This is a genomic window from Actinobacillus minor NM305 (genome assembly GCF_000175195.1).
GTDB lineage: Bacteria > Pseudomonadota > Gammaproteobacteria > Enterobacterales > Pasteurellaceae > Haemophilus_A > Haemophilus_A minor.
This window is the reverse complement of sequence record NZ_ACQL01000024.1, coordinates 1-15,973: the sequence shown is the minus strand read 5'-3', so window position 1 is coordinate 15,973 and position 15,973 is coordinate 1. Positions and strand designations below refer to the sequence as shown.

The following is a 15,973-nucleotide window of genomic DNA, read 5'->3' as shown; positions in this document are numbered from 1 at the left end:
CGAATCTCACTTCCTCCGCCATCAAATTTAGAAACCCCGTTATCAAAAGGTAACGGGGTTTTGCTTTTCTAGCTTTTGCCTAATAAGGCTTTAATTAACGTGAGTACAATAGGTTGTTCGGTTACACCTTCTCGATCACAAAAATGCTGCCCTGTTGGGAAACGAATGTAATCCGCCCCCAAATGTTGGGCGAGTTGATCGCTAAAAGGATGTTTGACGATTTCATCATTCAGTGAAGCGATAACAAACGATTTTTCAGGTCGGTAAGCGGTTAAATTGGCATAGAAATTTGCAAAGGGGTCAAGCTCAGGTAGGTTGGGGAGCGGTTGGTAAAAGCCGGAAACAAAAATCGCACCTTTTACTTTCTTCTGTTCTGTGGCAAGTAAATTCAGGGTTGCGATACAACCTAAACTATGCCCAATTAAAATCGTCTCTTCGTCTAAGGTGACTTGTGCTTGATGATAGGCAAGCCATTCTTCAGGGGTAGGATTTTCAGGATTAGGCATGGAGAGGCGTTGGCAGGTAATGCCGAGCTTGGTTAATTCATTTTCTAACCACGGGAACCAATGTTTGTCGCCATTCGCCATATAGCCGTGAGTGATGTAAACTTGTGTCATTTTTCCTCCAAAAAGTAAGCGGTCTGATTTTGCCATATTTTTGCAAAAAAGGGCAGAAATCAAACCGCTTGAAGGGCGTTTAGTGTGAATGTCCCGAAAAAAGATTGATGATCAAGACCCCACCGATAATCATCGCCATACCAATTACGCCGGCTAAATCGGGCTTTTGCCCAAAAGCGAAAAAGGCAACGAGCGCAGTAAGGATGATCCCAACACCAGACCAAACCGCATACACAATTCCGAGCGGGAGGGTTTTGGTGATAATTGAAAGCAAGTAAAGAGCAATCACGAATGCGCCAATAGCGACTATCGTAGGAAGTGGTTTCGTAAAACCTTCGCTGGCTTTAATGCAGTTTGAGCCAATGACTTCAATGACAATCGCAAAGCCTAATAAAATCCAAGGGTTCATATGTTTCTCCGAGTAAAATTTTATTTTACCGCATTCGTCTAAAATAAAAAAAGGCTGGAAGCACCAGCCGTAGAGGGGGTATTAAGGTTGTTCGCCTTTTAAGGCTCGAGGAAAGAGAATTTCATTCTCTAAATGCACGTGTGCAACTAAATCTTCTGCAAAGGCTTTTGTACCTTGATAAAGATTTTGCCATGTATTGCAAGCACCTTCCGGTGCAGTAAAGTTATTTGTTAATTGTTGGATTTGAGCTAAATCGTTATTGGCTTCATCGTGTTCCGCTTCCATAACAGAAATTGGTGCTGCCGCCATAGGACCTCTGCCGCTTTTAATTAAAGGGAATAAAATTTGCTCTTCTTTCATCATATGATGCACTAAGTCATCATAAATTTTGCGTAATAATGCCGCTAAACCTTTCGGGCAAGCAGAGCTATCTGCGTGGCGGCTTTCTACTTTTTCAGCCATAGCAATAAGTTCAGGGAGCTGGGAGCGATGTTTATCGTGGAAATTCGGCAAAATAAAATCAATGATTTGTCCGAGAGGGGCATCGTTAAAATGATGGGTTGGGTTTGACATGATATTACTCCTATAAAATAACCAACTATTTTAGTCAGATTTTAAAGGGCTTATCTTTTTCTTCTATAATCAAAAAGGGGTAAGGATATGATTTGGGTCAAAAAGCGGTCGAAATTTTCTCTTATTTTGCAAAGCAAGAAAAAATTCCGACCGCTTGTAGTGCAATTAGCGGTTTAACCACGCCATATATTCTGCGGTACCTTCTGCCACGGTTTTAAATTTACCTTGATAGCCGGCCGCTCGTAATGCGGTAAGATCTGCTTGGGTAAAGGTTTGATAGCGAGATTTTAAGTGATCTGGGAATGGGATTGTCTCAATTTCGCCTTTACCGTGATATTTAATCACCGCTTCAGCCACCGCACGGAATGACTCTGCATTGCCTGTGCCAAGGTTGAAAATACCCGAAATACCGTTTTGCCACGCCCAAATGTTTACTTGTGCAACATCGCCAACATAAACGAAATCACGTAAGAAGTTTTCTGAACCGGCAAATAATTTTGGATTTTCGCCTTTTAAAATTTGGTTATTTAAATGGAAAGCCACGCTTGCCATCGAACCTTTGTGCTGTTCACGTGGGCCATACACATTGAAGTATTTAAAGCCGCATACCGGTGATTCTGCTTCCGGTAAAATTTTACGGACATATTCATCAAATAAGAATTTTGAATAGCCGTAAGCATTTAATGGCGATTCAAATTCACGTTTTTCGATGAAATTGTCTGAACGACCACCGTAAGTTGCTGCACTTGAAGCATAGAAGAAGGGAATTTGGCGATCTAAACAAAAATGTAATAACTCTTTAGAGTATTCATAATTGTTGTGCATTAAGTATTTACCGTCCCATTCTGTTGTGGCAGAACAAGCTCCTTCATGGAAAACCGCATCAATGTCGCCAAAGTCATCGCCGGCAATAATAGAGGCAATAAAATCTTCTTTATCGCAATAATCAGCAATGTCTAAATCCACTAGATTGATAAATTTTTCGCCATTTTTCAGGTTGTCTACCACTAAAATATCTTTACGACCAATATCGTTTAAAGCCTGAACGATATTGCTCCCAATCATTCCAAAACCACCGGTTACAATGATCATTGTTTTTCTCCTATTTCGCTCGTGCAATCTGTTTTTTGAGTTTAACCATCTTCTCTTTAATACGTTGGCGTTTTAAAGGGGAAAGATGATCAACGAATAAAATCCCGTTTAAGTGGTCGATTTCGTGCTGAATACAAATGGCAAATAAACCGTCTGCATCATAAACCACTTCTTCGCCTTGGCGGTTGAGTGCTTTTACTTTTACCTTCTCTTTGCGTGGTACGAGCGCACGATGCCCCGGGATTGATAAGCAACCCTCTTCAATGCCGGTTTCGCCACTGCTTTCAATAATTTCTGGGTTAATCAGTACCACTTGGTTTGTTTTATCCCCTTCAATATCAATGGTAATCACGCGTTTTAGTACATCTACTTGTGGTGCAGCTAAGCCGATACCTTCATGTTCATACATCGTATCAAACATATCATCAATAAAGCGGTTTAATTCATCATCAACCACAGCAACAGGCTCACATACCTTTGCCAAATTCTCATCAGGGTAAAGAACAACCTCTAATACAGCCATTTTTGCGATCTCTCTCGAAAATTTAAAAAGATTTAATTGGATATTTTAGCCGTTTTCTTATGATTAGGGAAATACTCGCGCTAAATTTACGCAAAGGAAGGAAAATGTCGCATTTAGAAGCCCTGTTAAAATTGATGCAAGTACCACAAATTGGTGCACAGAAAATTGCTCGTTTATTAGCAGAAGTAGATTTTTCAACGTTTTGTCAGTTTGATAAAACGCAGCTACGCCAAATAGGTTGGAATGAAAAGCAGATCCAGCGTTGGTTTAACCCAGACCAAAAATGGATTGATGAGGCGCTGATTTGGGGAGAGCAAGAAAATCAGCATATCCTCACGCTTTTAGATGCGCATTATCCTTTTTTGTTAAAACAAATCAGCACCGCTCCGCCGATTTTATTTGTTAAAGGTACGGTTGAAAGTTTGCATTTACCGCAAATTGCGATTGTGGGCAGTCGAGATTATTCTCACTATGGTGAGTATTGGGCGGGTTATTTTGCCTCTGAATTAGTGAAAAATGGCATTGCTGTAACAAGTGGGTTAGCGATTGGCATTGATGGATTTTGTCATCAGCGAGCGGTTGCTGAGAATGGGGTTACGATTGCCGTATTGGGTAGCGGTTTAGCGCAGATTTACCCGGCGCGCCATAAAAAACTGGCAGAACAGATTATCGAAAAAGGGGGCGCATTGGTTTCTGAATTTTTGCCTCATCAGCCTCCATTAGCAGAGAATTTCCCTCGGCGAAATCGGATTATTAGCGGTTTATCGTTAGGGACGCTCGTTATTGAAGCAACGATCAATAGCGGTTCGTTAATTACTGCTCGCTATGCCTTAGAACAGGGGCGAGAGGTGTTTGCATTGCCAAATGCTGTACAAAATCCTTATGCGCAAGGGTGTCATAAATTGATTAAAGAGGGGGCGTTGCTCACAGAAAATATTGAAGATATTTTGCAGGCAATTCAATATCAACAGCAGCGACTACCGGAACAAGTCGGTTTATTTGATGATGAACAAGCGGTCGAAAAGTCCTTTTCTTTTGCAACGTTTACAATACCCTCTAAAAATGCAAAAGATTTGCCCGAAATGACCGCTTGTCAGCAACAGATTTTTACGCAAATAGGGTTTGAGCCGATAGCTATTGATGATTTGGCAAAAGCATTAACGCTTGATGTCTCGGCATTATTGGTTGAGTTATTGAATTTAGAACTGTTGTCGGTCATTAAGTCGGTAAATGGCGGCTATGTTCGAGCCTAAAGAAATTACATTTTTTTGTAAAATATCGTGTTAAATAGGCAATAAAAATGCTACAATCTGTCGCTTTAAAAAATTAGACGTCTATTTTCTACACAAATTTTAGGTTTTATATGGTTACTGAGAACAAAAACAAAGCTCCTGAACAGCTTGAAAATAAAGGAGTAAAAAGCAAAGGTTTAAATACGGCTTTATGGATTGTCGCAATTGTTCTTTTAGCAGTTGCAGCAGTAGGTAATGCTTATTTTGCATCGCATTTTTCAGCGGCAATCCGTGTTGTACTAATGGTGTTGTTGGTTGTGGGTGCCGTAGGTATCGCTGCATTAACAAACCAAGGTCAGAAAGCAATTGGGTTTGCTAAAGAATCTCGCACAGAATTACGTAAAATCATTTGGCCAACACGTCCGGAAGCGACACAAACCACTTTAATCGTATTGGCTATGTGTGTGGTGGTTTCATTGGTACTTTGGGGAATTGACTCTCTTATCGTAGCATTAATTACCTTCTTAACTAATTTATAATAAGGCATAAGAAATGAGCGAAGTAGAAACAGTAAGTAAAAAACGTTGGTATGTATTACAAGCGTTTTCCGGTTTTGAAAACCGTGTTGCAGTAACATTACGTGAATATATCAAATTACACCACATGGAAGAGCAATTCGGCGAAGTGTTAGTGCCTACCGAAGAGATCATTGAAAATGTGGGGGGCAAACGCCGTAAAACAGAACGTAAATTTTTCCCAGGCTATGTATTAGTTGAAATGGAAATGAATGATTACACATGGCAATTAGTGCGTAGCGTGCCTCGTGTAATGGGCTTTATTGGCGGTACGGCGGATAAACCGGCACCGATTTCTAAGAAAGAAGCTGATCGTATTCTAAACCGTGTTCAAGAAACGGCAGATAAACCTCGCCATCGTAATGAATACTTCCCGGGCGAAAGCGTGCGTGTTACAGAAGGTCCATTTGCAGACTTTACCGGCACGGTGGAAGAAGTGGATTACGAAAAAGGCCGTGTTAAAGTGTCTGTTTCGATCTTTGGTCGTGCAACACCGGTTGAACTTGAATTTAACCAAGTGGAAAAACAAAACGGTTAATTTGCAAATTGATGATAAAAAGAGACCGCTTGTTACGGTGATGTAGCAAGCGGTTTTTTATTGATAAATTTCTGAGCGACACAAGCTGTCGTTGCATTTTTATATAATTCGTTTATCAGTTAGTGATAAAAGGAAATTATTATGTTCAGTAAAATCGCAAAAATAGCCGCTCTAGGTTTAGTCGGAATTGGTGCTAAAAAAGCCTATGACCATTTTAAAAAAGAGGAAAAATCATCTTCTGAAAAAGTTACCGAAGATTTTCAATCAACTCCATCTGTTGATTCACAAAAGTCTCATCTTGAAACGGACAATAATGCTTCAGAAAAAGTACAAAAAGTTGAAGATCCGATGATGACGTTGATTAAGAGTGCTACCACAAAGTCACTTGATCAAGCACACTTTTACAACCATCTCAAATCGCACTTACCGAAAGCGTCTAAAAATTGGAGTAATGAGCAGAAAAATGAATTTGTAAGAGCAGTGTTATCGACTTTTGAAGGTGCATTTCGTTGGGATTATTATCACGCGGAACATCATGCGAATATTCTTGATATGTGCAATGCCAAAGGCACAATGCGAGATTGCTTGCGTTTTGTGGCAGAGCTTTTTCCTGATGTGGAGCAAGGCAAGCGACTAGCACTTATTCTTAAAGAAGTGGAACGCATTCAAAATCGGTTGAAAAACCCGATTTATGATAAAAACCAAACCCCAAGCGTGAAATTTAAAGATGTTCGCTTTAAATTTGCGATTATTCAGCAGTTGATGGCAAAAGAACAATTAAAACCAGTGTTTAACTATAGGCTATTTGTTGAAGAATTTAGCTATTTTATTGATCCTGATTTTCCTAGTTCAGAGGCAGGGGACTATATGCTTAATTTGGATATTGCCCAATATCAGCTAAATCAGATCAGATCTCTTAATTTGAATAAGTATTCTGGAGATTTTCAATTTTTGCATTTGCCAAGTAGTGTAACTGGCGATATGAGCATTCACCACTTTGACTACCGATATCGTCCTGCTGATATTGTGCCAATGACGACTAACATTATTGAAGATTTAGCTTTGTTGCCTAATCTAAAATCTATTTATCTACCAGAAGATAAGCCTTTTGATATTATCGATATTAGGAAATTTGGCTGGTATAAGTTATCTGACGGAACATATCTCAAATCAGAAAATGGTATTGAGATAGACAATCTTACTTTACCAAGAATTTTTCTTGAAGCGCTGAAAGAGAAAGGCATTAAAGTGTATCACCACAGTGGAACAGAGCTTGATTTAGATGCTATTTTAAATGAGAAAAGTGCTTGAAATTCGATCTAAATTTCAAGTATAATGCGCCATTATTTACGAGTTAGCTTGCCTAACTCGTATTTTTTGTGTAACAGGGGAGCCGGCATCGGCGTTATTACCCACTTAGAGGAAACTTAAAAATGGCAAAAAAAGTCCAAGCCTACGTTAAACTGCAAGTTGCAGCGGGTATGGCTAACCCATCACCACCAGTTGGTCCAGCATTAGGTCAACAAGGTGTTAACATCATGGAATTCTGTAAAGCATTCAACGCTCGTACTGAGAGCTTAGAAAAAGGTTTACCAATTCCGGTTGTAATCACAGTATATGCTGATAAATCATTTACTTTCGTAACGAAAACTCCACCGGCAGCAGTATTATTGAAAAAAGCTGTAGGTATCAAATCTGGTTCAGGTAAACCGAACAAAGATAAAGTGGGTACAGTAACTCAAGCACAATTACGTCAAATCGCTGAAACTAAAGCAGCAGATATGACTGGTGCTACTATCGAAACCAAAATGAAATCAATCGCTGGTACAGCTCGCTCAATGGGCTTAATCGTAGAGGAATAATACAATGGCTAAATTGACTAAAAAAATGAAAGCAATTAAAGCTGGTGTAGATTCTACTAAAGCTTATGACATCAACGAAGCAATCGCAGTATTAAAACAATTCGCGACAGCTAAATTTGTTGAGAGCGTGGATGTTGCGGTAAACTTAGGTATCGACCCTCGTAAATCAGACCAAAACGTACGTGGTGCAACAGTATTACCACACGGTACAGGTCGTACAGCTCGCGTAGCAGTATTTACACAAGGTGCAAACGCAGAAGCAGCAAAAGCAGCGGGTGCAGACTTAGTGGGTATGGAAGATCTTGCAGAGCAAATCAAGAAAGGCGAAATGAACTTTGACGTTGTTATCGCTTCTCCGGATGCAATGCGTGTTGTAGGTCAATTAGGTCAAGTATTAGGTCCACGTGGCTTAATGCCAAACCCGAAAGTTGGTACAGTAACACCAAACGTAGCAGAAGCAGTTAAAAATGCTAAATCTGGTCAGATTCGTTACCGTAACGACAAAAATGGTATTATCCATACTACAATCGGTAAAGCAGACTTCGCTCCAGAGCAATTAAAAGAGAACCTTCAAGCGTTATTAGCGGCATTAGTGAAAGCGAAACCGACAACAGCAAAAGGTATCTTCATCAAGAAAGTAAGCATCTCTACAACAATGGGTGCTGGTGTTGCAGTTGATCAAGCAACATTATAATTTCTTAAGCAGAAGTTAAATCTTTACAGGGTCGTAGATTATCTGTATAATTTGCGACCTTACCTTGCGAAAGCAAGATGATGGTGCTGAGCCTTATCTCAAGCCCCGTCCAAGACCGTAGGCGAATCAGTTAAGATTCTTAATAAAACCTACGTAGATGGTGAACAGACAGAATTTTCTGCTTCTGGACACCTGAGCCTCAAGAAGATAGCCGTGCAAGCGGTTGAATTTTTGGGATTTTTTGTAATTTCGCCTCTGGCGAAGTGTATCAGGAGCTAAAACCAATGGCATTAAATCTTCAAGACAAACAAGCAATTGTTGCTGAAGTAAACGAAGCTGCCAAAGGTGCCCTTTCAGCTGTTGTTGCGGATTCTCGTGGCGTAACAGTTGAGAAAATGACTGAGTTACGTAAATCTGCTCGTGAAGCTGGTGTAACTATGCGTGTTGTACGTAATACTTTATTACGTCGTGCGGTAGAAGGCACAGAGTTCGAGTGCTTAAAAGATACGTTTACTGGTCCAACTCTTATTGCTTTCTCTCATGAACACCCAGGTGCAGCAGCACGTTTGTTCACTGAGTTTGCAAAAGCAAACAAAGAGTTTGAACTTAAAGGTGCAGCCTTTGAAGGTAAAATCCAAGATGTTGCATTCTTAGCGACATTACCAACTTACGAAGAAGCAATTGCACGTTTAATGGGCACAATGAAAGAAGCTGCGGCAGGCAAACTTGTTCGCACTCTTGCGGCATTACGCGACAAATTACAAGAAGCTGCATAATTTTAGGCAGAAAACTTCTTTATTCGTTTAACAAATTTTTTACTTTAGGAATTGATTGTTATGTCATTAACTAACGAACAACTTATTGAAGCGATCGCTTCTAAATCAGTATCAGAAATCGTTGAATTAATCGCAGCGATGGAAGAAAAATTCGGTGTTTCAGCAGCGGCAGCAGTAGCAGCAGCTCCAGCAGCAGGCGCAGCGGCAGCAGAAGAGAAAACAGAATTTGACGTAGTATTAGCAGACGCTGGTGCTAACAAAGTAGCTGTAATCAAAGCAGTACGTGGTGCAACAGGTTTAGGCTTAAAAGAAGCTAAAGACTTAGTTGAATCTGCTCCAGCTAACTTAAAAGAAGGCATCTCTAAAGCAGAAGCTGAAGCACTTAAGAAAGAATTAGAAGAAGCTGGCGCGAAAGTAGAAATCAAATAATTTTGATTTTTAGCCAACTTTTCGAAGTTCAAAAAGACCCCGATGTTTCCATCGGGGTTTTTTGTTTGGCATAGTAGACAAAATAGTTGCTGATCTGTCAAAAACTATGCCAAGTGGACAAAACAGTTGCTAATGTTTATTTTCTTTAAATGTTAGCAACTCTTTTTATTTAAAAAGTCTTGTATAAACAATATCTTACGCCTTTTCGTTAATCCGTTGTGATTATTTAATTTTCGCTTAAGTTCACTAAATAGCCCCTCTAGGCGATTTGTTGTATTTTCTATATTTAATTCAGGATGCTTTTCATAGACAAAAATATAATCCATATAACGCTTTAAACTGGCATAAGCACTTCTTACATTACGATGTTTATAAGGAAAATAGCCTTTTTCATTGGATTTATCACTTCGTTCTTTTAAAAACGCTTGGTGTTTTATAAACCAAGAATGTAATCGCCGATAAAATTCATTTTTTGAGCTTTGGGTGAGTGTTTTGGCGATTATCTTTAATTCTTTACCCGCTTGTGATTGATGTTTTTTTCTTAATTTTCTCATCACTATTGCCACCATATGAAATTGGCACATTTTTACCGGCGCATTAAATAAATCCTTCATTAATCCTCTCCTACCATCGCAAGTAATCGATTGAATTATATAGCCTTTTTCTCTTAACCTATTCAGGGCAAGTTTGTAGTAAATATCTTTTTCAGTTCGCACAAAGTAATGAGAAATCACATTATTTGAATTTGAATCTATTAGCACTAATACACCAAAATGACGACCGAAAAACGTTGTATCCATAATGATGTTCAGGTATCGATTTAAAGGTAGCTTTAAAGATGTTTTAGGGGATTTATCAATATATCTTTGAATTGTTCTGACTGAACAATGATATTTAACGGCAAGTTGTTGATAGGTTTGTTTACCTGATGTGTAATCAGTCCAAATTTTAATTGGATCTAATTTATTTTTTAAGATAAACGTTTTATGACATTCATTACAAAAATAACGTTGAGTATTATTTTGTATACCATGTTTCTTTATTTTCTGACTTTGACAAAATGGGCAGTTTTTTGTTCATATTTCAAAAAGGAGGCTTAAAGCCTTGTAATATACGGTATTATGTAGCAGTTGCACAAAACCTAAAATGCAATCTTAGCCGCAGTAAAATTTTTGATGCCCTTAATCGTTAAGGGCATTTATTTTGGCAAATTTTAGCTGATTTTCCCATTTGTTTGCCAATATTATTGGCTTGCGATGTGAATTTTCCCATCAATGGGCGTAGCCAATCCGCTCAACCTTGCCAAAGGTAAGCTGATTTCTCTGTACTTACATTTCAATTCGTTTTTTAGTTAAGCAAATTAGGCAGCCGGTAACTCTTGCTCGTACTTCATTCTTTCATTGAGATTTTTGAAGTAGGACTGGGAAATTTCTTCAGGGCTAAATGCGGTCATACCGATAAGCTCTTGCGTGCGATGATTCCCTTGCCAGTAACCTACCCATTCCCTTAATGGCAATACCCATAAACAACGTTTTAGAATATCACTAAATAGGTCGCCATTAGATTTTTGACGGTTATCTGACATAAACGCTGCTTGGTTAGCATAATGTAGGGCGTATTTGTTATCACATTTGTGATGTACGCCACGATGTAAATCACGGAAACGAGCGTTAAAGGATTCGGCGAGATTATTACTCACACCTTTGGCACTATAACATTCTTTATGATTAACACTCCAACGAGTGTAGTGAAAATCCAAACCTTTATAGGCTAGGTTTTCATCACACATAATATCGCTACCTGCTTTTACAAAACAGTGGTTTAAGGCGAGAACGATGTTAGCGTTTTCGGTGTAATCCATTGCCACAATAGTTCTATTTGAACCCCACAATGTTTCATCATTAGAAGCACGTTGATTTAGACTGATAATGAAACGTTTAGTTGGTCTCAATTTAGGATAATTTGTCTTTTTATCTCGTTGTTTATGTTGATTCTTTTTAAAATTTGCTTTGCGTAGCTTATAGTTAATCAACGTTCCATCTTCGTGAATTTCCCCTTGCAATGGCGTTAAATCTCGAGTTTTGAATAGGGCTTCACGCAGTTTATGGCAAAGGACAAAAGCCGTTTTATAACTAATATTAAGGTGACGGCTCATTGTTATTGCTGAAATCCCTTTAACTTCATTCGCAAAGAGAAGAATTGCTGCCAAAATATCAACAAACGGTAATTTATGAAAAGCAAATGCTGTATTAGTCGTAATATAGAAGTGGCGTTGGCAATGTTTGCAACACCAACGTTTGCGAGAATTAAGAAAATAAGCATTGTGGCGGATTCCGCAATGTGGACATACTACGTCCGTAATATCGTTAGAATTTCCCCAGCGGTTGGTTTTTAAAAGTTGAAAGGCTTCGTCTTCACTTAAACGAAAGATTTGTTTGAGATTTAAATTCTTAGATTTGCTAGAAAGCAGATAATGTTGTGCCATAAGTATTCCTTGTGTGTACAAGGCACTCAAAGCTAAACGCTAGACATAAAAAATCGCCCACCTGAATTTTCAGGTCGGCTCAAAGCGTTTTGCCCTGAATACCGTACTGCCACAAGAAATACGTGGACTTTAATAAATGAGTTGCAAACCCCAAATAGCCCCCTAATAAAAGGATTCTACGCCTATATGGTTCGCTATGCTTCTTTGAAAGAAGCTAGGCTAAATATAAATAAATGGTTCATTGGCAAATTGTTATTGTTCATCAACGATGAACGGTATTTAATATAGATCTACGTTGTTTTTCTGTCAAATAAAAAAGCAACCCATTATCCATTGTTGAGTTGCTTATGAATTGTGATTTTAGAGAATGAATATATGAGATAAAGTTAATCAACAGTAACCTGATTACCTTTAATGCTCACAATATAGTTATGCGTAATATAATCTGCACTACCTGATAATTTGTTACCAATAGAATTAGCCATAATTCTACACTTCTTCACGCCATTGTTATCAGAGATTTCTTTAGATTCAAAAGAAGAAAATGCAATGTAATTCTGCCCTCTTTTTGTTGTACCTTCAGCAATACTGCCTGCACCTTCCATTGCTCGACCAAACATGTCCCAGAGTGGATTGGATCGGTCTAACCCTTGCGTAGCATGCCCTACAAAAAATTGAGCGAGTTTATTTGCTTGAACATTTTGAGCTCGGATTCCTTCGTTAATGAATCTGCGGACTGTTTCTTCAACAACATAATCATCGCACTCAATTTCCTTTTGAAAGGTAGGTACTAGTTGTAAAGGCGATATACTAGGCACTAAAACATCTATACTAAATGCAGTAGCAATCACTGGAAAAATATATTTTCCAAACTTAGAAAAAGCCATTTTATTCTCCTTGTTGTTTTTCAGGATTTTCAGACTCTTTTTTCTTTAAACTAGGTATTTTGCTAAATAACTCTTTAGGATATGTACATACTATTTTCAGGTATGTTTTTAGAAATTCGGCTGAATTAGCATCAAGATGAGATGTTCTACGATGTGCAATGTAGCAACCGACAATAAGGTAGAAGTAAATCAGTTCTTTCATAATGTTTCCTTATAACTAAAAAACCAATATCAGGGAAAAATTTAAGGGAAAACCTTGCAGTATATGGTATAGTATGTGTACAGTCTGATGTAGTAACTAACGGTGTATATCAACCACACTAGTTGTGGGTACACTCATCAATTAGTGGGTAAAGAATGAATATCAACGAGAAAATCCGAAGAATCCGTGAATCAAAAGAATGGTCGCAAGAACAGATGGCTGAAAAACTGAATATGTCATTAAATGGCTATGCCAAGATTGAGCGTGGTGAAACAAAGTTATACCTAGATAAGTTAGAGCAGATTGCTCAAATCTTAGATATTGATGTTGTTGAGTTAATTCAATCAGGTGAGAAAAATATCTGCCTTCAAATTGAATCCCCTGTATTAGGTGCGATATATCAAGGTGTGGGGGAATCATCGTTGTTGATAGAGATCGAGCGATTGAAATTAACCCTTTCCCATACTCAAGAAATGCTAGCTTCTACGCAAAAATTACTTGCGGACAAAGAAGAATGGAGTCAAAACTTAGTGTTACAAAAAGATGCTGAAATTCAGGCATTGAAAGAAATTATTAGTTTATTAAAGCAAAAGAGTGAATAAATTAGTCTAATTATAAACATAGAAAACGACCGACTGGTCGTTTTTTATTTCGAGTTAAATAGGTTATCCCGAGATAGAGCATCCAAATGTAGCTCAACTGATTTTTTCCCTATATCATTACATTGTTGAAATAACTTCACTAAATTTTGCTCCTGATGGGTTAAATCCTGTGCATTTTCTTGAGAGATAAACATTTCACCTTCCCCACTTACTAGCCAATTTAAGTTAATACCTAAATGAGTATGTAATTTCATTAAGGCTTCGGCATTAGGTTCACGACCACTTAGAATATAGTTCTGTAATGTTCTATACGGTATATCTGCTTTTTCTGAAAAGGTTTTAAGATTAATCCCTTTTACTTCCATTATCTGTTTAAGTCTTTCGCTTGTATTCATTTGTGTATCCTGTATTGACTTTATGTTTTTATTTGTGTATTATTCAGGGTGTGTATAGGGAATATTATACACCTTTAGGTATATTCAAACAATTTATAATTACAGGATCTTACATTAAATGTCCCAACACTTCCTTTTAACTAGCAAAGCTCGCACGCTTTCATCTATTAAGATAGCTCGCCTATCTGACGATGAAGCATTTAGCTTATTATGCGAGCTACGCTGGGGAAGTAAAGACGTGGTAGTTTGCCCTAAATGCGGTGTACAACATCAAGCCTACTTTATCTCTACACGCAAACAATGGCGGTGCAAGCATTGTAAACACACGTTTAGCATTACGTCAGGCACGATTTTTGCAAACCATAAGTTGCCAATTCAAACCTATTTATTCGCTATTGCCTTATTTGTCAATGCAGTTAAGGGAATTTCAGCCTGTCAGCTCTCTCGAGATTTAAACGTGCAGTACAAAACCGCTTTTACCTTATCACATAAAATCCGTGAAAGTCTGATTGCACAACGTGAGCTTTTTCCACTTTCAGGCGAAATTCATATTGACGGTACTTATGTACATTTTGCTCCACGCCCAAAGAATAAGAAAAGTGAACGTGTGGATAGACGTTTAAAAGAAAATGCCAATCCAAATAAACGTGCAGTATTGGTTATGCGTGAACGTTACACTGAACAGGACACTTTGTTTAATGTGCAATTAGTCGGTGCAAAGAAAACCATCACGTTTCCTATTTTGTCAGAAAATTCAGAAACCGTGAAGAAATTAGCTGCCACATATATTGAACCAAATAGCCGTATTCATACCGATGAAAACAGTGCTTATGATGAATTAATCGTGGATTACGACTTACAACGTGTGAACCATCAAAAAGAATATCGCAGTGATGAAGGGATTACCAATAACCTTGCAGAAAGTTACTTTAGTCGCTTTAAACGAATGTATTACGGGCAAGTTCATAAAATGAGTAATATCTACCTTGATAACTACGCAAACGAAATAGCCTATCGTGAAGATACTCGTAAACTGGATAATTTAACGATTTTCAACGATATCACCAGTAAATGCCTTTCTACATCATCAGAAAATGCTTGGAAAGGCTATTGGCAAGGTAATCATAGACAAGTAGAACGATTGGTAATGTAATGGCAAAGAAAATCTATTTAAGTCAAATTCAGGCGAAAATTGACCGCTTGCAGCGAGAACGAAAACAAGTATTGGAACATCTCGCATTGGTAGATAGCAAAATAGAGAAGCTCCAAGCTGCGATTGACGTTATGCAAGAAAACGCTCTCACAGATGAATACAGTACAGAACTTTACGCTTATCGTACCTATAAACGCTGTTTTAAGGGAAAATTACGTAAAATGGTGCTAGTAGAGATGAAAGCACGGCCACAGCATTACTTTACTGTTAATGAGCTAGTTAAGTTAGTTCTCGTTCAAGATGGGCAAGAGCCAATCATTCAACCACAACATACCGTGTCAATGCGTGCAGCATTAAAACATTGGCTAAACAAAGGTATAGTCGAAAGACTAGAAATCAATGTTGTTGATGTGCGTTGGCGATTAAGACAATAGATAATATCGTATCTATCAAAAGAAATGTATGTTATTAGGGTAGTGCTTTCAACCGCCAATGAATCCCTGCACGCTCAACCAATCCCTTTTTCGCTAAACGCAGCAACATTCTTTTTACCACCTTATAATAGCGATCACCTACATCAACAAATTGCGGTTGCCCCACTAACCGTAATGCCTGTTCTGCAATATCCCCACACATCAACCACGTATCCTGATTTTCCCTTAATACTTGTGCGATTAAACGAGCGGTAATCACAGACTGGCTTTTCGGTGTTTTCGGCATAAATGGAGCTGCCAATTCGCTAATCTCTGGCGTTAAAAGTTGCATTTGCACCGTTAATAAATCTTGCTTTTCTTTCAGTTGAAGTAATCGTTCAACTAACTCGTGTTTGAGTAACTTTTGTGTCATAATAAAAATCCCTATTGAGTGAAAATTTCAATAGGGATTTTAATGTTTTCAATCGGTTAAATCTTTGTGCAACTGCTACATAA

At 38.3% G+C, this 15,973-nt stretch carries 22 protein-coding genes; 11 read left to right on the top strand and 11 right to left on the bottom strand.

Annotated elements, in window-relative coordinates:
* Positions 1 to 68: 68 nt before the first annotated feature.
* The 5 genes from AM305_RS00845 to def form a co-directional block, all read right to left on the bottom strand.
* A complete protein-coding gene (locus AM305_RS00845; protein WP_005822180.1) occupies positions 69 to 617 on the bottom strand; it encodes an RBBP9/YdeN family alpha/beta hydrolase in 549 nt (182 codons plus the stop codon).
* A 79-nt stretch (positions 618 to 696) separates the two neighbouring features.
* Positions 697 to 1,026 carry a DMT family transporter gene (locus AM305_RS00840; RefSeq protein ID WP_005822178.1) on the bottom strand — a complete coding sequence of 110 codons (330 nt, stop codon included), beginning with the start codon at positions 1,024 to 1,026 and terminating at the stop codon, positions 697 to 699.
* 81 nt (positions 1,027 to 1,107) lie between these two features.
* Positions 1,108 to 1,599 carry a hemerythrin domain-containing protein gene (locus tag AM305_RS00835; RefSeq protein WP_005822176.1) on the bottom strand — a complete coding sequence of 164 codons (492 nt, stop codon included), beginning with the start codon at positions 1,597 to 1,599 and terminating at the stop codon, positions 1,108 to 1,110.
* Positions 1,600 to 1,764: 165 nt separating this feature from the next.
* Entirely contained in the window at positions 1,765 to 2,691 is a 927-nt protein-coding gene (rfaD, locus tag AM305_RS00830) for an ADP-glyceromanno-heptose 6-epimerase (RefSeq protein WP_005822174.1), read from the bottom strand.
* Between the two features lie 10 nt (positions 2,692 to 2,701).
* Positions 2,702 to 3,214 (bottom strand): peptide deformylase, encoded by a 513-nt coding sequence (def, locus tag AM305_RS00825; protein WP_005818228.1) that lies wholly within the window; start codon positions 3,212 to 3,214, stop codon positions 2,702 to 2,704.
* A gap of 104 nt (positions 3,215 to 3,318) precedes the next feature.
* On the opposite strand from def, the gene dprA reads away from it, so the two are divergent.
* The 8 genes from dprA to rplL all read left to right on the top strand — a co-directional run bounded on the left by dprA (position 3,319) and on the right by rplL (position 9,320).
* On the top strand, positions 3,319 to 4,467 hold the full coding sequence (dprA, locus tag AM305_RS00820; protein ID WP_005822172.1) for a DNA-processing protein DprA: 1,149 nt from the start codon (positions 3,319 to 3,321) through the stop codon (positions 4,465 to 4,467).
* A 110-nt stretch (positions 4,468 to 4,577) separates the two neighbouring features.
* On the top strand, positions 4,578 to 4,985 hold the full coding sequence (gene secE / locus AM305_RS00815; RefSeq protein ID WP_005818231.1) for a preprotein translocase subunit SecE: 408 nt from the start codon (positions 4,578 to 4,580) through the stop codon (positions 4,983 to 4,985).
* 13 nt (positions 4,986 to 4,998) lie between these two features.
* Positions 4,999 to 5,559: a transcription termination/antitermination protein NusG gene (gene nusG / locus AM305_RS00810; RefSeq protein ID WP_005818233.1), complete on the top strand. Its 561-nt coding sequence runs from the start codon at positions 4,999 to 5,001 to the stop codon at positions 5,557 to 5,559.
* A 141-nt stretch (positions 5,560 to 5,700) separates the two neighbouring features.
* A complete protein-coding gene (locus AM305_RS00805) occupies positions 5,701 to 6,870 on the top strand; it encodes a DUF6892 domain-containing protein (RefSeq protein ID WP_005822170.1) in 1,170 nt (389 codons plus the stop codon).
* A 122-nt stretch (positions 6,871 to 6,992) separates the two neighbouring features.
* Complete coding sequence (gene rplK / locus AM305_RS00800) at positions 6,993 to 7,421, top strand: 50S ribosomal protein L11 (protein WP_005818234.1); 429 nt, start codon at positions 6,993 to 6,995, stop codon at positions 7,419 to 7,421.
* 4 nt (positions 7,422 to 7,425) lie between these two features.
* Positions 7,426 to 8,115, top strand: a complete 690-nt coding sequence (rplA, locus tag AM305_RS00795) for a 50S ribosomal protein L1 (protein ID WP_005818235.1) — start codon at positions 7,426 to 7,428, stop codon at positions 8,113 to 8,115.
* 284 nt (positions 8,116 to 8,399) lie between these two features.
* On the top strand, positions 8,400 to 8,891 hold the full coding sequence (gene rplJ, locus AM305_RS00790; RefSeq protein WP_005818236.1) for a 50S ribosomal protein L10: 492 nt from the start codon (positions 8,400 to 8,402) through the stop codon (positions 8,889 to 8,891).
* A 60-nt stretch (positions 8,892 to 8,951) separates the two neighbouring features.
* The gene (gene rplL, locus AM305_RS00785; RefSeq protein WP_005822167.1) at positions 8,952 to 9,320 is read left to right on the top strand and encodes a 50S ribosomal protein L7/L12; all 369 of its coding nucleotides are present in this window, start codon (positions 8,952 to 8,954) and stop codon (positions 9,318 to 9,320) included.
* 152 nt (positions 9,321 to 9,472) lie between these two features.
* On the opposite strand, the gene AM305_RS00780 is transcribed toward rplL, so the two are convergent.
* The 4 genes from AM305_RS00780 to AM305_RS00765 form a co-directional block, all read right to left on the bottom strand.
* On the bottom strand, positions 9,473 to 10,348 hold the full coding sequence (locus tag AM305_RS00780; RefSeq protein ID WP_420196300.1) for an IS256 family transposase, variant Zn-binding type: 876 nt from the start codon (positions 10,346 to 10,348) through the stop codon (positions 9,473 to 9,475).
* A gap of 332 nt (positions 10,349 to 10,680) precedes the next feature.
* A complete protein-coding gene (locus tag AM305_RS00775) occupies positions 10,681 to 11,805 on the bottom strand; it encodes an IS1595 family transposase (protein ID WP_005822161.1) in 1,125 nt (374 codons plus the stop codon).
* Between the two features lie 386 nt (positions 11,806 to 12,191).
* On the bottom strand, positions 12,192 to 12,692 hold the full coding sequence (locus AM305_RS00770; RefSeq protein ID WP_005822159.1) for a hypothetical protein: 501 nt from the start codon (positions 12,690 to 12,692) through the stop codon (positions 12,192 to 12,194).
* A 1-nt stretch (position 12,693) separates the two neighbouring features.
* Positions 12,694 to 12,894: a hypothetical protein gene (locus AM305_RS00765; RefSeq protein ID WP_005822158.1), complete on the bottom strand. Its 201-nt coding sequence runs from the start codon at positions 12,892 to 12,894 to the stop codon at positions 12,694 to 12,696.
* Between the two features lie 155 nt (positions 12,895 to 13,049).
* Between AM305_RS00765 and AM305_RS00760 the strand changes: the two genes are divergently transcribed.
* Positions 13,050 to 13,496 carry a helix-turn-helix domain-containing protein gene (locus AM305_RS00760; protein WP_005822154.1) on the top strand — a complete coding sequence of 149 codons (447 nt, stop codon included), beginning with the start codon at positions 13,050 to 13,052 and terminating at the stop codon, positions 13,494 to 13,496.
* Positions 13,497 to 13,540: 44 nt separating this feature from the next.
* Here the strand turns inward: AM305_RS00760 and AM305_RS00755 are convergent, their stop codons facing one another.
* Positions 13,541 to 13,891, bottom strand: coding sequence for a helix-turn-helix domain-containing protein (locus AM305_RS00755; protein WP_005822152.1), 351 nt, complete (start codon positions 13,889 to 13,891; stop codon positions 13,541 to 13,543).
* Between the two features lie 118 nt (positions 13,892 to 14,009).
* On the opposite strand from AM305_RS00755, the gene AM305_RS00750 reads away from it, so the two are divergent.
* On the top strand, positions 14,010 to 15,044 hold the full coding sequence (locus AM305_RS00750; RefSeq protein WP_005822150.1) for an IS1595 family transposase: 1,035 nt from the start codon (positions 14,010 to 14,012) through the stop codon (positions 15,042 to 15,044).
* Positions 15,044 to 15,478 (top strand): hypothetical protein, encoded by a 435-nt coding sequence (locus AM305_RS00745; protein ID WP_005822148.1) that lies wholly within the window; start codon positions 15,044 to 15,046, stop codon positions 15,476 to 15,478. Before AM305_RS00750 ends, AM305_RS00745 begins: the two co-directional genes overlap by 1 nt.
* 34 nt (positions 15,479 to 15,512) lie before the next feature.
* Here the strand turns inward: AM305_RS00745 and AM305_RS00740 are convergent, their stop codons facing one another.
* Positions 15,513 to 15,890: a hypothetical protein gene (locus tag AM305_RS00740; protein ID WP_005822146.1), complete on the bottom strand. Its 378-nt coding sequence runs from the start codon at positions 15,888 to 15,890 to the stop codon at positions 15,513 to 15,515.
* Positions 15,891 to 15,973 lie beyond the last annotated feature (83 nt).

Bases quoted from the DNA above. Each gene is read 5' to 3' on its own strand.
- AM305_RS00845 (WP_005822180.1), bottom strand. From the start codon at position 617: ATGACACAAGTTTACATCACTCACGGCTATATGGCGAATGGCGACAAA.
- AM305_RS00840 (WP_005822178.1), bottom strand. From the start codon at position 1,026: ATGAACCCTTGGATTTTATTAGGCTTTGCGATTGTCATTGAAGTCATT.
- AM305_RS00835 (WP_005822176.1), bottom strand. From the start codon at position 1,599: ATGTCAAACCCAACCCATCATTTTAACGATGCCCCTCTCGGACAAATC.
- rfaD (WP_005822174.1), bottom strand. From the start codon at position 2,691: ATGATCATTGTAACCGGTGGTTTTGGAATGATTGGGAGCAATATCGTT.
- def (WP_005818228.1), bottom strand. From the start codon at position 3,214: ATGGCTGTATTAGAGGTTGTTCTTTACCCTGATGAGAATTTGGCAAAG.
- dprA (WP_005822172.1), top strand. From the start codon at position 3,319: ATGTCGCATTTAGAAGCCCTGTTAAAATTGATGCAAGTACCACAAATT.
- secE (WP_005818231.1), top strand. From the start codon at position 4,578: ATGGTTACTGAGAACAAAAACAAAGCTCCTGAACAGCTTGAAAATAAA.
- nusG (WP_005818233.1), top strand. From the start codon at position 4,999: ATGAGCGAAGTAGAAACAGTAAGTAAAAAACGTTGGTATGTATTACAA.
- AM305_RS00805 (WP_005822170.1), top strand. From the start codon at position 5,701: ATGTTCAGTAAAATCGCAAAAATAGCCGCTCTAGGTTTAGTCGGAATT.
- rplK (WP_005818234.1), top strand. From the start codon at position 6,993: ATGGCAAAAAAAGTCCAAGCCTACGTTAAACTGCAAGTTGCAGCGGGT.
- rplA (WP_005818235.1), top strand. From the start codon at position 7,426: ATGGCTAAATTGACTAAAAAAATGAAAGCAATTAAAGCTGGTGTAGAT.
- rplJ (WP_005818236.1), top strand. From the start codon at position 8,400: ATGGCATTAAATCTTCAAGACAAACAAGCAATTGTTGCTGAAGTAAAC.
- rplL (WP_005822167.1), top strand. From the start codon at position 8,952: ATGTCATTAACTAACGAACAACTTATTGAAGCGATCGCTTCTAAATCA.
- AM305_RS00775 (WP_005822161.1), bottom strand. From the start codon at position 11,805: ATGGCACAACATTATCTGCTTTCTAGCAAATCTAAGAATTTAAATCTC.
- AM305_RS00770 (WP_005822159.1), bottom strand. From the start codon at position 12,692: ATGGCTTTTTCTAAGTTTGGAAAATATATTTTTCCAGTGATTGCTACT.
- AM305_RS00765 (WP_005822158.1), bottom strand. From the start codon at position 12,894: ATGAAAGAACTGATTTACTTCTACCTTATTGTCGGTTGCTACATTGCA.
- AM305_RS00760 (WP_005822154.1), top strand. From the start codon at position 13,050: ATGAATATCAACGAGAAAATCCGAAGAATCCGTGAATCAAAAGAATGG.
- AM305_RS00755 (WP_005822152.1), bottom strand. From the start codon at position 13,891: ATGAATACAAGCGAAAGACTTAAACAGATAATGGAAGTAAAAGGGATT.
- AM305_RS00750 (WP_005822150.1), top strand. From the start codon at position 14,010: ATGTCCCAACACTTCCTTTTAACTAGCAAAGCTCGCACGCTTTCATCT.
- AM305_RS00745 (WP_005822148.1), top strand. From the start codon at position 15,044: ATGGCAAAGAAAATCTATTTAAGTCAAATTCAGGCGAAAATTGACCGC.
- AM305_RS00740 (WP_005822146.1), bottom strand. From the start codon at position 15,890: ATGACACAAAAGTTACTCAAACACGAGTTAGTTGAACGATTACTTCAA.